Source organism: Acinetobacter sp. SA01 (assembly GCF_011319235.1).
Classification (GTDB): Bacteria; Pseudomonadota; Gammaproteobacteria; order Pseudomonadales; family Moraxellaceae; genus Acinetobacter.
The window spans coordinates 1-14,953 of the sequence record NZ_WXXM01000029.1 but is presented as its reverse complement, the minus strand read 5'-3'; the positions used below and the strand labels follow the sequence as shown (position 1 = coordinate 14,953).

Annotated in this window: 16 protein-coding genes; 10 read left to right on the top strand and 6 right to left on the bottom strand. The window is 34.6% G+C overall.

Going from position 1 to position 14,953, the window contains the following annotated elements; translation table 11 throughout:
- Window positions 1–106: 106 nt before the first annotated feature.
- Complete coding sequence (locus GTU69_RS16265; protein ID WP_166172052.1) at window positions 107–1,792, bottom strand: hypothetical protein; 1,686 nt, start codon at window positions 1,790–1,792, stop codon at window positions 107–109.
- Window positions 1,793–2,080: 288 nt separating this feature from the next.
- On the opposite strand from GTU69_RS16265, the gene GTU69_RS16260 reads away from it, so the two are divergent.
- The 3 genes from GTU69_RS16260 to GTU69_RS16250 all read left to right on the top strand — a co-directional run bounded on the left by GTU69_RS16260 (window position 2,081) and on the right by GTU69_RS16250 (window position 4,109).
- Window positions 2,081–2,692 (top strand): recombinase family protein, encoded by a 612-nt coding sequence (locus tag GTU69_RS16260; protein ID WP_104794708.1) that lies wholly within the window; start codon window positions 2,081–2,083, stop codon window positions 2,690–2,692.
- Window positions 2,693–2,967: 275 nt separating this feature from the next.
- Window positions 2,968–3,750 (top strand): Abi family protein, encoded by a 783-nt coding sequence (locus tag GTU69_RS16255; protein WP_166172050.1) that lies wholly within the window; start codon window positions 2,968–2,970, stop codon window positions 3,748–3,750.
- 50 nt (window positions 3,751–3,800) lie between these two features.
- On the top strand, window positions 3,801–4,109 hold the full coding sequence (locus tag GTU69_RS16250; protein ID WP_166172048.1) for a hypothetical protein: 309 nt from the start codon (window positions 3,801–3,803) through the stop codon (window positions 4,107–4,109).
- Window positions 4,110–4,169: 60 nt separating this feature from the next.
- Here the strand turns inward: GTU69_RS16250 and GTU69_RS16245 are convergent, their stop codons facing one another.
- From GTU69_RS16245 to GTU69_RS16230, 4 genes are all read right to left on the bottom strand, one after another.
- Window positions 4,170–4,523: a hypothetical protein gene (locus GTU69_RS16245; RefSeq protein WP_166172046.1), complete on the bottom strand. Its 354-nt coding sequence runs from the start codon at window positions 4,521–4,523 to the stop codon at window positions 4,170–4,172.
- Window positions 4,524–4,743: 220 nt separating this feature from the next.
- Window positions 4,744–5,217 (bottom strand): hypothetical protein, encoded by a 474-nt coding sequence (locus tag GTU69_RS16240; RefSeq protein ID WP_166172044.1) that lies wholly within the window; start codon window positions 5,215–5,217, stop codon window positions 4,744–4,746.
- A 308-nt stretch (window positions 5,218–5,525) separates the two neighbouring features.
- Window positions 5,526–5,816 (bottom strand): hypothetical protein, encoded by a 291-nt coding sequence (locus GTU69_RS16235; RefSeq protein WP_166172042.1) that lies wholly within the window; start codon window positions 5,814–5,816, stop codon window positions 5,526–5,528.
- On the bottom strand, window positions 5,816–6,457 hold the full coding sequence (locus GTU69_RS16230) for an AAA family ATPase (RefSeq protein WP_166172040.1): 642 nt from the start codon (window positions 6,455–6,457) through the stop codon (window positions 5,816–5,818). Before GTU69_RS16230 ends, GTU69_RS16235 begins: the two co-directional genes overlap by 1 nt.
- A 976-nt stretch (window positions 6,458–7,433) precedes the next feature.
- On the opposite strand from GTU69_RS16230, the gene GTU69_RS16225 reads away from it, so the two are divergent.
- The 7 genes from GTU69_RS16225 to GTU69_RS16195 all read left to right on the top strand — a co-directional run bounded on the left by GTU69_RS16225 (window position 7,434) and on the right by GTU69_RS16195 (window position 13,924).
- The gene (locus GTU69_RS16225) at window positions 7,434–7,652 is read left to right on the top strand and encodes a hypothetical protein (protein ID WP_166172038.1); all 219 of its coding nucleotides are present in this window, start codon (window positions 7,434–7,436) and stop codon (window positions 7,650–7,652) included.
- Window positions 7,653–9,833: 2,181 nt separating this feature from the next.
- Window positions 9,834–11,189, top strand: coding sequence for a hypothetical protein (locus GTU69_RS16220; RefSeq protein ID WP_166172036.1), 1,356 nt, complete (start codon window positions 9,834–9,836; stop codon window positions 11,187–11,189).
- Window positions 11,182–11,403: a hypothetical protein gene (locus GTU69_RS16215; protein ID WP_166172034.1), complete on the top strand. Its 222-nt coding sequence runs from the start codon at window positions 11,182–11,184 to the stop codon at window positions 11,401–11,403. Before GTU69_RS16220 ends, GTU69_RS16215 begins: the two co-directional genes overlap by 8 nt.
- Window positions 11,396–11,605, top strand: coding sequence for a hypothetical protein (locus GTU69_RS16210; RefSeq protein ID WP_166172032.1), 210 nt, complete (start codon window positions 11,396–11,398; stop codon window positions 11,603–11,605). Before GTU69_RS16215 ends, GTU69_RS16210 begins: the two co-directional genes overlap by 8 nt.
- Before the next feature lie 467 nt (window positions 11,606–12,072).
- Window positions 12,073–12,273 carry a MerR family DNA-binding transcriptional regulator gene (locus tag GTU69_RS16205; RefSeq protein ID WP_166172030.1) on the top strand — a complete coding sequence of 67 codons (201 nt, stop codon included), beginning with the start codon at window positions 12,073–12,075 and terminating at the stop codon, window positions 12,271–12,273.
- A complete protein-coding gene (locus GTU69_RS16200; RefSeq protein WP_166172028.1) occupies window positions 12,270–13,157 on the top strand; it encodes a DNA methyltransferase in 888 nt (295 codons plus the stop codon). Before GTU69_RS16205 ends, GTU69_RS16200 begins: the two co-directional genes overlap by 4 nt.
- Window positions 13,154–13,924 carry a site-specific DNA-methyltransferase gene (locus GTU69_RS16195; protein WP_166172026.1) on the top strand — a complete coding sequence of 257 codons (771 nt, stop codon included), beginning with the start codon at window positions 13,154–13,156 and terminating at the stop codon, window positions 13,922–13,924. Before GTU69_RS16200 ends, GTU69_RS16195 begins: the two co-directional genes overlap by 4 nt.
- A gap of 11 nt (window positions 13,925–13,935) precedes the next feature.
- Here the strand turns inward: GTU69_RS16195 and GTU69_RS16190 are convergent.
- Window positions 13,936–14,953, bottom strand: a 1,018-nt coding sequence (locus tag GTU69_RS16190) for a 4Fe-4S binding protein (protein ID WP_166172024.1), incomplete at its 5' end; no start/stop codon positions are given.

The following is a 14,953-nucleotide window of genomic DNA, read 5'->3' as shown; positions in this document are numbered from 1 at the left end:
TTGTATCTCACCAGTATCAAAATGTATTTGAGCTACATCATTTGGAAAGTAGTGGATAGAAATAGGATTTATATCATCTCTGATGCTTTTTCCTTGGCGTACTGAATCAGTTTCCTGTAGAAGGATCGACATGAATAACTCCTTGTAATGAACTAAGTTGAGTCAGGTTAACTTTCTTACCTGTTGAAATTGAACTAATAACTAATATTAATAAGGAGTAAAAGTCGATTACGCCAATATTTATGTCAAATGCCGCCTTAATGTTTTTTACTAATTCGTATACTTCAGATCTATCATTAGGAGGCTTGAATCCGATAGCAAGAGATGTAGTCGCTCGATCAGTGGGATAATTTTTTCTCGATAGCAAAATAATTTTGTTTTCTAAAGCTTGTCTAATTGCTTTCACAGAAATTTCAGTTTCTTCTCCTGGAGATTTGATTTCTATGGGAATGCAAAAGTGATCATCGATGATCATCGCATCAGCTCTTTCATAATTTTGGCCTGCTCTAGAGGCATTACACTTAAATCCTAAGATTGTTAATAAATTAGCTATGAGAGGATAAAATATATATTGGTTTGCTGAACTATACTTATTAAATAACAAACGAGCAGCTTCTTCAGCGGAGTTAGTCTGAGCAATAGCCTCTTGTATTTCTATGTATAAGCTATCTGTAATAGCTGGTTCCTCATAATCAGTTTCAACAAGTTCTAGAAGAAAATTAAATTTTTCTGAGATTTTTGATATTTTTTCATCTACTAATCGAACTGTATTGCTTTCAATATTATTAATTTCTACAACTAGGTCCGGAGCCCATTTTTTAATTGTTTCTCTTGATAATTGCTGAAAAGGTGAAAAAAGAATTGTTTGATACTTGATGTCATTCTTTTTTAATAACGCTATGTCTGCTGTCAAGCTAGTCGAAATAGGACTTAAATCAAAGCCATGCCTTTCTAAAAAGCTATAGAAACTGCATCTTATGAATGCTGGTTTCAACTCATCTTTTAAATTATAAAAGTGTTCTAATCGATAGTCCTGACTGTCTAATATTCTAGCGGCTTCTTTTCTTCCTTCTTCTGTAATTAAAATTCCACTTTTTCTATTTTTAATTCCCCAACCTGTCCATGGTAATACGGCTATAGGAAATCTTGTATAATTCCCCATAGTAACAAGAGAGATTTTTCGTTCTGCTGAAATGAAATTTAACCATTTTTGTAATTTTTTTGGTTCTCCTCTACATTGCTCTAAGTTGATTAACATCCGTTGGAACTCAGATGCGTTAGTGTCATCTGATATGCTCATAGGCCCAACAATCATTTCATCTCTGGTGATAGAGTTTAAAGCATTCATTGTGAGTAAAATGCCACTTATAATGCGGAGATTTTGTTCACTTTTTACATCTAAAACTTCATTAGGATAAGAAATCCCTAATAAATTTTCTTTAAGGAGATTTATTGCTGTAGAGATATTTGAAGTAGCAACATATATTCCTAATAATGAAAATGTAAATTTTAATTTAGCAGTAGTTGATTGTATCCACCCTAGAGTTCGAAATAGTTCAGCATACATTTTTGACTGATTGTATAAAGGATCTCTACTTCGATCGGATCTAGTTGATCTAGCTAGGGCTTCTTTACCAATGGCACCTTGTGATGTCACATTATTAGTTTCAATCATTGCACTAGTAATATGATCTAGCTCGAATACTGAATTATTTTTCAATAATGGATAAATATCCCTAAAAACTTTCAAAAAAATTGTTAAATCTGATACTGGATTAGGTATACGTTGCATCAAATCATTCCACTAATAAATATTTAAATTTTAGTATCTTAAATTGTATACATAAAAGAAAAAATAATTTTTATAAGATTATTGTTTTATTAGATATTATGAAGAAAATCTAAAATTAACATAATACGCGTTATACGAATTCCCAAGGCATGGCTTTTAGTCATGCTTTTTTTATCAAAAGAGTATAGCTGAATGATAGCGAGCCAAATAATATAAAGCATCTATCATTAAACTTAATGCAATAATTAAATGATAGTATTATCATTGATCTAATAGAATTAAGGCTAAATGATAGAAATGAATACACGTATTTATCTACGAGCTTCAACTAAAGATCAAGATGCAGAAAGGGCTTTGCAGATTCTTCAGGATCTAAACCAAAATTTGAATTTGGGCGAAACCATTGTGTACGTGGAAAACTATAGTGGTACGAAGTTAGACCGACCTGAATTGAATAAGCTACTGTCAGAAGCAAATCAAGGTGACACCTTGTTGGTTGAAAGTATTGACCGCTTATCACGCCTAACCCAACGAGATTTTCAAGAGCTGAAGCGCAGGATTCAGGAGAAGGGACTTCGTTTAGTCGTAGCAGATCTTCCTACTACCTACCAAATGATTCAAACCAGTGACAGCATTACTCATTCAATCCTGGAACTCATCAATAATATGTTGATTGATCTTCTGGCAACGATGGCTCGTCTGGACAATGAGAAACGTATAGAACGTATTAAGCAGGGCCTGACACGTTCGGGTTACAAACCAACAGGCAAGAAGGCAAATGAGGCTAAGCACAAACGGATAAAAGAATTGCTAGCAGTTGGCAATATGACTAAGGAAGAAATTGCTAAAGCAGTGAATTGTGGAGTTGCAACTGTTTATCGAGTTGCTAAAGTTATCTAAAAGAGGCTTATCTCAACGCGCCCCAATGGGGCTCCGCTGCATTCAGGTTGCTTCACATAAGAAATTTTATGTTAAATGTAATTGTTTTTAAGATATAGAAATTAAAAACCCCAGCTTAAGCTGGGGTGAAATTTTTGGTCTTTATACATACTCATACACATCTATTAGATGCCATCGGATGTATGTACCAACCTAATTGCTATGATACCCAAAATAATAGGAGAACACAAGTTTCTATGTCATGATGTTTAAGACATTGTTTTTTATTGATTAACATGGATCAAAATTTATCTAAAATTGTAGATTTAATTTCATTAGAAAGATTAAAGAGCTACGAACAAGTATTCGATACTAAGAGTGAAAATGAACTATTAGGTGTTTATTTCTGGAATATTCATATCTCTTCATTATTTTTTAAACTTAGTACGATCATTGAGGTTTCTCTAAGAAACTCTATGCATAATGCTTTTTCTACTAAGATGGGGAATACTTGGTGGCAAATTTCCAAACTCCATTATTCATCTTATAGTGCGACGCCTGATCATAAAGCACCAGAGGTTGTTCGTGATGTCAGAGGTTACTTCAAGGCTGCAAGGAATACTGTCATTAGAGATAAGAAAGAAAGATATAATTTAGAGTTGTATATTCCACAAGATCCAGAGGTAATTTCAGCAACAGTTTTCTATGTATGGGAGTTGCTCTTAGATAGGGAATTTGTTGGGAATAACTTAATTTGGCCTGCAAATTTAAGTAAGGTTTTCAAAGGGTGGCCAAAAGATAAGAATGCTAGTGAACTCCTACAAATTGTAAGAGATGATCTAAAAAGTATTCGAGATTTCAGAAATCGTATTTCCCATAACGAACCTATATGGAAGGCATATGGTGTCACTGATGATAGTTTAGCTATAGATTATTTAGTTAAAAAATTATCAACTATGGAAAATATATTAAATGTAATTTCTCCAGATAAAAGAAAATTTGTTGAAGCTAAGGGCTTGATAAATGAGATTAAGGCTTCACTAACAACGACAGCTATTGCTTCATTTAAGAGTTTCTAGAATAAAGATGGCTATAGTAATTTTCATGAAAAATATATGTAGGGGGTAATATGCCTAGTTGTCCAAATTGTTTATCAACGCACTTAGAAGAAGAAATGTACTTGGGGTCTAAGACAGGAGACTATAAGTGTCTTCAATGTAAATTTACAGATCATAATAGTGTTTTTAAAGATCATACACTTTATGAAAAATATTCAGAAAAGCCCGTTCAGAATAGAAAGTATGTAGTAGAAGGCGATTTAAGCTCAGAAAAAACTCGTGATAATTATCCAACAAAAGTGCTGTGTGATGAGTGTGCTGGTAACTACACTATTATTCATGAAGAAGGTGTAACAAAAGAATCTTGTGAAGACTGTTAGTTAGTACATATAAAAATGAAAAAAAGTATTCTGTCGAATACTTTTTTTTTAAGCGCTTAATTATTCATTGTTTGAAAACCAGTGTTCCCTCGTTCCAGAACATACAGAGCATTCAAAATCTTCATGATTGTAAGCATTTTCTAGATCTTCATCGTTAATATAATCATTTCCTTGGCATACACCTTCTACCATACCCTGACACTTAACTTTTTCTACTAAAGGCAGAATAGTTTTTTCAAAATAATATTTTTGCTTCTGTGATAAATCTAAATATCTATTTAAGTCCGCTACCACGAAGTTTAAGATTCCAATAGCTTTCACAGGATCTAAGCTATGTTGTTTTGCTAAATTCTCTACATAGTGAGGGTTGTTGGTATAAATAGCTTTTAAGGCACGATGTTGATATGTATTCATAATAAGGTAAGCCCCTTTTTATTAATTTGAGTTTTCTAAAACCAACATAACAGACGGTATACGAAGCTTAAAAATTGAGACTATCACACCAATTTTTATGTTTTTTTTAACCTTAAAGCCTAGACCATAGCCTAGGCTTTAAAATTTCGTATAACTGCCAATTATGTAAATTGGTCCTTTATACTAGATAAGAAAAGTTGCTGGTGAACTTTTAAATATTTTATAAGCGAGTACGAAAAGGGCGACTTGATTCGACCCGATCTCTCGTAACTTTATAGAGGGCTGAATTATTGATATTAGTGCCATCTTGTTTTATATAATCATCACCTAGCTCAATTTTATCTGCATGTTTTAAAATTGCAGCTTTGAATTTTTTACCTAACTCAATTCTTACACTTCTGTCTAAACTAGACCAATTAGGATAATCAAATTCTTCTTCATTTTTTATGCAGAACGTATATAACTCTTGCATTGTAAAAGCATCCAATCGTCTTCTATTTTTTAATGCAAGTTGAATTAAGCTATCGATAATTAATAATATTTCATCTTCATTAGGCTTTTCATTTGTTTCACAATCTCTTTCAACTAAAAAAGTTAAATACTCAGATATAGTCGTAAAATTATTACTTCTAGCGTTAATACAAACTTTTTCAATTAAATCGAGACTAGGGTTTTCAATACCTATAATATGCATGGTGGACTCCTATATTTATTTTAATATGAAAGCATATGCTTTGATTATGAGTCAATAGGTAACATATGTAATTTTATTTTTTTATTAGTTTCTCTAAAATTAATATAATACACTTTATACGAAATAGGTTGAGTTAATTGTTTTAAATCAGTAACTTGCAATCCATAAAAAAGCCTAGTTTAGTCAAACTAGGCTTTTTTATGGATTCTTCACGTTCCACGATTACTTATTAAGCAATGTTCCACGAGTTTGTGTAGTAAAAACTTAAAATTGTAAATAAGTTATGCAACTTAAATAAGTTACGTAACTTATTTGGTATGATCTAATACAACTTTTTGAAGTTCTTCAGCAGATAGATTTTCTAATTGACTAATAGCTGCTTTTAAGATGATAGAACGGTTCGCTTTAGCAACCCTACAATTTACCAAAAGAGTATCTATTTGCTGGTTCACATCTTCAGTTAAAGAGAAGGTATATCTTTTATAATTTTGCTGTGAGGGTTCTATCTTCTTGACACGTTTAGTCGCACCTTGAATAAAGCTTTCTATGATTTCATCGTTTGAAACTTGCTCAGATTTTTTTAAGCCCTTAAGTGCCATTAAAGATCTCCTAAAAACTCTTTAGCAATTTGTTCAATTTCTTGTTTGGCTTTTTCATCAGATGACATTTCAAAAACCGATAATCCATTTTCATCAGCATCATCGTAGATATTCCGATTGCATGTGAAATTATTCAATGGAGTCAAATCAAAAGATTCACATGCCTCTTTAGCATCTAGAATTCTTTGAGATTGGCTTGGTAAAGTTGGACATTGAGTAATGACTGCACGAGTATAAAGTTCTGGGTTCACAGCCTTGGCTAACCGAATCAATTTTTCAACATGAACTAACGTTTTTAAATCGCGTCTTTTTGGTCTAAATGGCAATAACATGTGAGAAGCAATTGTCATTGCTGAGCGTAGTGCTTCAGAATCTTGACCGCCTGCATCAATAATGATGTCTTGATAACGTTTAGAAAGATCTAATAATATTTGGCGAATATTTCCTGCTGCTTGAACAGAAGGAATACTTTCGACTTTACTATTTTCATCACGCTCTTTAATCCAATCAGTTGTAGTGCCTTGTGGATCGGCATCAAGTAATAAAATATCTCTTTTTTTAGATTGTAGATAAACTGCAAGATTTTGGGCTAGACAACTTTTGCCTGATCCCCCTTTTTCACCACCAACTAAAATAATCATTTTTATGCAACTTACGTAACTTATTTAAGTTAACATTATAAGAAACTTTTTATTAAGTTCAATAGAGCTTTAAACTTAATTAAATAACTTGCATAACTTACGTAAGTTATTAAGAAAGTATTTTTCGGTCAATGTTTTATAGTGATAAATAAAGAAAAAAAAACCGTCTCAAGTATTGCTAATTGAGACGGTTTTTTCTATATTTGACGGTACGCAGTTATTTGATGTTGACGCATCATTTAACGAAGATCAGCAGAGCTACCAACTCGTGCAGATTTCACCAAAAGGCTTGTACCTAACTAATATTATGACTTTTTTTAATATTTTTGCAAGCCGTTAATTGAAAAGCCTTCGTTATTTAGCATCCTGTCGACTATCAAATAAGCAACAAATTATTGCGGTTGAGTAATTCAATCCAATTTTTGTTCGATGTCGTTTGTTCTGCGTAACTATGGAAGTTTGTAAGTGCGTGTTTGTCACGGCTTCTTTAGAACGATTCATGTATGCAGGAGGATAAGTGACGGCAGGTACATGAATTACAAGACGATAATGTGTAGTAATACACTAGTCGCCCTCAAATCTGATGTATTGCACTATTGAGGGAACGCAGGGAATACGTTGGTCGATTGTTTAAGTGGTATGTTGGGTAATTCCCTCGCCGAGATAGCAAGCCAATGGGGGAGAAAGGCGTGTGCAGGGTGGAGATCAGCTCCATAAATACTCCCCTGCGAGACAATAATGACGCATCTTGTCTTGTACCGATTGAAGGCGACAGCGGCTCCATACCGTGATGTTTTTAAAAGGTGATATTCAAATACCTTTGCTAATTTTAAATTAGCGGAGGTAGGGTGAATATTACCGAAATCTGCTCAAGCTCACCACCCGTGAGGAACGAACGGCAGGGAGCTTGAGCAGATGAGATCATATTGTTGTTTTTCTTTTGTATCGTTTATAGACCAGTTAAAGGAGATTTGACATGAGCAAAGATAGAAAAGACGAAGATTTGGTTTCTCTCTCGATGAGCATTTTAGATAAACCTCCAAGAAGCTATAAACTTGATAAGGATGGATTCTTCAAAGAAGCTCAAGAGCAAATAAACACTTGGGAAGAGTTCTTTAAACTTTATAGTGATCCCAAAGGTTTAGAAAATTTTATGGCAGATCGTGAACAAGATATACCGAAAGATCGAAACTAGGCTTACAGTTTGCGTCAGTTTCAACTTTTAATGTTGTGGCTTATTTGTTTGTATATAGATTAAGAAAAGTCGCTTAGAATGCAAATGGTACGATTCTATGGCTGTTAAAAGATAAAAGGACTACCGCAAAATTGCGATAGTCCTTTTAAATTGTGATAAATCTCGTTTGATGGAGATCAATCGCTAGATTAAGAAATTTCAGCTAAGAAATTAAATAACCTAGTTGAAAATTTAGTTATAACAATAAGTTAAAACTAAGTTGGAGTTTTGAAGCTCCATAACTAAATTTTTATGAATCTTTAACTTCGATTGCATCTGCAAAAAAACTCAGTGACCAAACTGAAATGCGAGCAATTTTGTTAAAAAAACATAAAAATTAATTGGATACACTATCGTAGGATAGTTCTCGTATCGCTGAGAATTGCGTCAAAACATCAAAAGCCGTTTTGAAAGCTTGCAAATTAAGGAAATTGCTCCTGATCTGTTTAGCCAAAATGGGCAAGGTACAGACACCTTTCGCCATTATTGGTGACGACACCTTAGTTTTATTTAAACGTCTGTTCTGACGTTCCGACTTAACCTGTCGGGGTGATGCTTAAGTGCATCAATCTTTTGACTTCTCTCAACTGAAACCGATCTACAGAAACCACTCTGTATCCAACATCGTTTGTAGTAAGGGCGACCAAACCCTTACCCACTTTGCTGAATCACTATAGAAACCACCCATAGCAAAATCAAATTTCGTTCTCTTCTTTACTTGTGACCACATTAAAACCTTACGGTTACTCTGCTTAGCCTTTCGTCCTCAGAACTCTTTAACAAGTCGAATTATTACCAATAAACAACATTGGTTGACTCACGTCACTTAGAAACTTCGTTTTGTACTTGACCGTTTACTCTTGAAAAGTTACTTCAAAAGCCCGTTGTCGCTCTGATTAATGCGATTCGTGAAATCGCTCCTAATTGGCTAATCTCCCAATGGTTGAATTGGCTATGAACCAAAACAGTTGCTCTAAAAATCAAGCTGAACATGCTTACAATCGCATGAACCTGCACCATCTTCCCCACTTATCTCCAAAACTACTCGAATGCTATCAGCCTTCCTATAACCCTTAAAGCCTTGTCCATTACAGACGTGTCACACGTAAGTCGTCGTTCCGCAAACTTACTTAACAGGTGTCCAACCCCAATATTAGGTCGGTTTCTTTAAAGGTCAGGATAAAGCTCCTACATACTTTCCCACTTGCTTCACACTTTTCGGTTTTAACCGAAAAGCCAGAAGCTTGTTCGGTTGAGCTATTTACACGATGCTTTCATTTCTGAAAGCACCACAAACTTCGAAATATTATATATTTCAGCCATTTGCTACAGTTCCCCAAAATCAATTGATGCACATCTCACCAACCAATTTCTTTCTCTGTAATGCTCCCCTCAGTGGCATATCTTGGGCGGTATTCCTACCCAAGACAGGAGTTCTAACGTCTAGACAAATCCTAAAGCGGATTTGGTTCGACTCCTCTTCGATTTGGCATTCATGGTCGCCCAAAAACCACACAGCTTGTCATATAGACGGCTGTGCAAAATAAAATTTCCTAAAAGGAACGGGTAGAGGACGCAGAGATGCGTATTTTTGCAAACAAGCAAGCTCTCCATCCGCCCCCTGCGTAGCGTGACCGAGCCATTTGGCATGGCAGTCCGCTTCGCCGAGCGTGGGTAAAACTACCTTCCTATTAGTACGCAGTCGAAAATAAATTTTCGACTGCTAGGAAAGCTAACAAGTGATTGAAAGAGGATGGTCAGTCCTCCCGATCAAAGAGAAACAGGAGGGTTGGTCGCCCCTCCTGTTTGAGATAAGTCAAACGATTAGGGCGCACCCATCTTTCAAAAAGAAGAAAACTTGTTTTTAAAGAATTGCGTCATCTGATGACTACTTTAGGTGAAAAAATCGTCGGGGGCAACGTCTACCTTCGTTAATTTTAGGAACGACTTAACTACGGAATACGTTGCCCCCGAAACGGAGCAAAGCTCCGTTTGACAAACAGCAAAGCTGTTTGTTTCTAAAAGCTTTGCTACGCAAAGCTTTTATTTCTTTAGCTTCAAATTCATAAAAGACTATTCACTTTTATAAGATTTACTACTACAGTTTTACTACTACAGAATTTTAGGAACAGGGAATGGGGCATGATTTTTTACGCTACATCAGATGAAATTGCCATGATTGGCATTCTCAAGTGTGTGTCTATTGGCAAAGCTACTTACTATAAGAAAATGCTGATTGATTTAGATAAAGCGGAAGGTGCTTTGACTTCTCTTATCAAGAAGTACAACGTGGCACTTGGCAGAGCCACGACTTCACCTGAAAATCCATGTGCTGGGCACATGGTTGTGCAGTTGAATCAAACCCTTTTGGCTAAGCAAAAGTGCATGGTTTATCTATTGGTAACTTTGCCTATCGCTGTCCGTTCCCAAGCCGATGTATATAAAAAATTGGTTGATGATCTTGAAATCGTGGATTCTGATAAATTCAAGCCCGAACATAGAAAGAAAATTGCTGTGGAATGGCAAAAAGGCTTTATCAAAAAGGCTTTCACCACCAAATCCAATCAAAATCCTGACGATTTTTCTTGTCTTGAATGGGAGCATGAAAGGCTTTATATCTACACCAAAGATCAGATTAAGAAGCTTGTTTTACGCAGATCGGAGTACACAGATCGACAGAAGAAGAAGCAGTCGGCTTTGGATGCTAAAAGAGTTGAAAATGGTGAAGTGCCTAGAAATCTGAAAACAGTACGTTGGACATGGCATCTCACACCACACTATGCCAAGTACCTGAAACGCATAGCAGAACTGAAAATTGACCAAGCAATCTTGGCGAAGAAGTCGCAGAAAAAATCTGAAATTGAAAATCAACGGAAGATTGAAAACAGGAAGTTGTCGGATGATGCCAAAAAGGCAAGCTCACCGACTAAGGCTGAAATTGGACGCATGGTTAAGCTGACCCCAACCGAAGTTGCAGGCTGTGTTAGTGACGCAATTTTTTTAGTAAAGCACATGCCTGCATTTAGCGGTACTTCGAGTGATGTAGGTAAGATCGTCAGTGAGATTGAATGGCGGTTTAATGGTAAAGCAATCAAGCAATCAAAAGCTGTTCGAGCGAAAGATGGTAAAGCTAAGACTGCTCCACTTCCGATAACTAATGCTTTTAAAATCAAAGAATTGGCAAGTAGGGCAGGCTTTAATGCCTCACGTTTTGAGTTTAAATATCATTCTTTTGCCGACCTGAAAGATGCAATCGAGAGCTATAGAGAAGGCTTGGACGAGTCGCAGATCGTACAAAAGGAAAATGAGATCCTTTCACTATATGAAATCGAAAGACGGCATGTAACCAAGAGCCTAAAACAGAAAAATACAGAAGGTGCAAAACTTAGCGGTGGCGTGATTGAGGAAAAAATCAAAGACAGCCTTGCTAATAGATTCCTAAAATTCACAGGCTTTAGGAAAACCGCACCTGATGGTAGAGATAAACCAAATGACTAAGCAAACCAAAAGAAGTTTGGCTTTTTTTCTTGTCGTCCTCTGCGGTGTCGGTTTCCTAAACTGTATGTCGAGTAAAGAGCCACAAACCGATCAAGACAGTACCGCAAGAGCCGAGCAACGAGAACGTGATTTCATGCAAAAACAAGCCGAATACGTTGCAGAACATGGGCACAAACAGCATTACAGCTTAAAAGATGGAAAAGTTTATGAGTGAAAATTTGACAGATAAAGTCATCGGTTTCATGGCTGTCAGTGGTCACAAAGTCGATGCAGAAACCAAGCTGTTGTTAGAGCAACTTGATGCAGGAACACTTACATATGAAGAAGCAATAAAGCGTGTCTATGATGCTATTGAAAAACTTCCTACTAAGAAGGTCGTCACACAGCAAGATATCCAAGATTTTTTAGATGATTAGCCTAATTCTAATCAGTTAAATTCTATTCGCATTTTAATTTTTAAAAACAAAAAACCACCTAAAAAGGTGGCTTCTTGTACTGTATGAAAGATTTAGTTTGAAGCACTTTCACTTAAACAGATTAACTTGATAAGTTGAATATTAATATAAAATCAAAATATTGTCAAATTTATTATTAAATATCATGTGGATACATAAAACATTGACCCAAAAAAGTAAGACAATTTTACTTTGTGCTTACATCTAAATTTTGTATAAGAGATTTATGTTAAATAAAAAAAAGCCAAGAATGCTTTTGGAATACATTCTTAGCTGCACTGAAACAATCAGATATTTTAATAAAATATCTGATTATTCAAAGATGATAAACACTTAAGTAATAAATTTATATAAAAAGTGATAATCTTACATAATGTTTTTTAACTTTTAATAATCTTTGCTATGGTTTGGTAGGGTTTGGTGCTATAATGGATAATGTAAATAATGCTGATAAGGAATTTCTTACTATTTCTGAAGCAGCAAAATTTCTGAATGTGTCTGTGTCTACTCTTAGAAATTGGGATAAAGCAGGTAAACTTATGCCAGTTAGACATCCGATAAACTCTTATAGACTTTATCGTTCAGCTGATCTCCTAAAGTTAAAAAATATGATTCAAGGTAATATATGAATGAAATGGTAGAGCAGGATTCTTTAGATTCTGAAGTTGAACCTAGTAATGGAAAGTATGATCCACGAAATAAACTAAATGACTTAACTTCAAAAGAGTGGATTCCTGAAACTATATCTGTTTGGAATCAAAAAGGTTTAGGTGCTGGTCATCCTGACACGAAGATTGAAAGACAACATCCGGCTCCATTTTCTTTCACCGATGTTGCTAGATTAATTCGGTTTTTTACTAAAAGTGGTCAGACAGTATTAGATCCATTCTTAGGTATTGGTTCGACATTAAAAGCATGTGTCTTAGAAGGTCGAAGTGGTATAGGTATTGAGCTTAATCCAACCTTTGCGGAGCTTTCGCGTGAACGCTTGAATACAGAAGTTGATGATTTATTTTCTAATAATACTGAAATTACTATTCATGAAGGTGATTGTAGAGAAGTTCTGAGAACTATAGAAACAGAAAGTGTTGATTTTGTTGTTACTAGTCCTCCATATTGGTCAATTCTAAAAAAACAAGATCATAAAGCTAAGCAGGAACGTATAGAAAAAGGTTTAGTTTCTGATTATGGTGATGATCCTCGTGATTTAGGAAATATGGACTCTTATGAAGATTTCTTAGATGAGCTTGGTCTTATATTTAATGAATGTGGCCGTACCCTAAAAAAAGGGAAATATATGGGCATTATTGTTAGTGATTTTAGAGACAAGTCTAAGTACATCATGTTCCATGCTGATTTGGCTAAAGAGTTAGAAAAATACGGTTTAGAAATGCGTGGGCTAACTGTTCTTTATCAACGCCATAAACGAATTTTCCCTTATGGTTATCCATATGCTTTCGTACCTAATATTCATAATCAATATATTTTGATTCTACAGAAGTCTGCCAAATGATTGATTCACAGATTATTTTAGGTGACTGCATCGAAGAAATGCGTAAGATTCCTGATGGTTCCATTAATCTAATAGTTGCAGATCCTCCATATAACTTGAATAAAGACTTTGGTATATGGAAAGAGTCAGAAAAGAAAGATGAGTGGAAAGAATGGAACCGTGAATGGTTAGTTGAATGTAAAAGAATTTTATCTGATGAAGGTAATATTTTTGTTTATGGTATTCATCATCATATGTGTTGGGTTCAATGCTTAATGTATGAACTTGGATTTATGTATAGAAGACAGATTATCTGGCATTATGAAAATGGGTTTGCTGGCTATCGTCGATCATTGAATGCTACCTATGAACCATTATTATGGTTTTCTAAATCAAATAATTATATTTATCATGATATTAGGGAACCATATAAAAGTCAGGAAAGGTTAAAGCATAAGATCATAAAAAATGGAAAAGTTTGGCAACCAAATCCAGAAGGTCGGATGGTTGGTGATATTTGGGACTTCCCAACATTAGCTGGTAGACGATTCAAAGATGAAAAGGTTAATCATCCAACTCAAAAACCATTGAGTATTTCTAGGAGAATTATTAAACATTTCTCCAATGAAAATGATTTGGTTGTAATTCCATTCTCAGGTAGTGGTAGTGAATGTGTTGCTGCTGTTCTAGAAAATAGGAATTATCTAGGTTTTGAATTAAACCCAGAATATATAGCTATAGCTAATGAACGAATAGATAAAGTAATTAAAGAAAAAGAAGCGACATAGTCGCTTCTTTTTTATTTTGAAATATCTATATGAGAGGAGGAAGTATTTTCTAAATTTAATGGTCTACCTAAAATATTTTCAATGATTTCTTCTTTATAAGAAGAGTTATTTTTATCAAAATAAAAATAGTTATTTGAAATCAAAGGTTCAATCTGTTTTTTATTCCAATTTATTAGCATCAGTAGAAAAATAGTAACGGTTCCAACTTTTACATTAAGTACTTGATGTATATCCTCAATAATATGCCAATATTCAGAACGCTTATTTGGTAAAACATCTGAAATTATCAAAGGATATATATTTTCTTGATTCCAACCATATCTTGAGATTAAAACGGCCAGACCATCTAAGATGTCTCTAGGTGCATCTAGAATGGCTTCTTGTCCAAATTCAACCTCTGCAAAGGAATGAAAAGTATTTGACGAAAGAATTAAGTCCATTCTCATGGAGTTATTACCTTTTCGTTTCATTGAAGTAATTATGCCAGCCCCGATAAGAAGGTTTCTCGCTAATAAATTTGGTAATTTATCATCATATTTTTTTAATTTTCTAATGAAATTTTCAACTAGAAGGTCTGATTCAATACACATTGTTCCTGTACGTTCTAGCACCTGAAATTTATTTAAATCCTGTTGGTTCTTACTTCTAGATAAAGTGGCATTAGGAATAAAGACAGGATTTGGAATTAAATTTATATGTGCTCTTGTATCAGATAAGCTTATAGCTCCAATAGGACATCTAGATGCACATACCCCACAAGTAATACAAGATTCAGGGTTGATTTCAGGTGCATGAGTAAGATCATTAAAGAATATAGCTCCAGTTGCACATACATTTAAATCAGTATCTGCCGGATACCCTTGAAAGTTTAAAGGGCTCACTTCATATTCTTTAAATTTCATGCAGGGTATGTCAAAACAATTTAGGCAAGAAGCAGCTTGTATCTCACCAGTATCAAAATGTATTTGAGCTACATCATTTGGAAAGTAGTGGATAGAAATAGGATTTATATCATCTCTGATGCTTTTT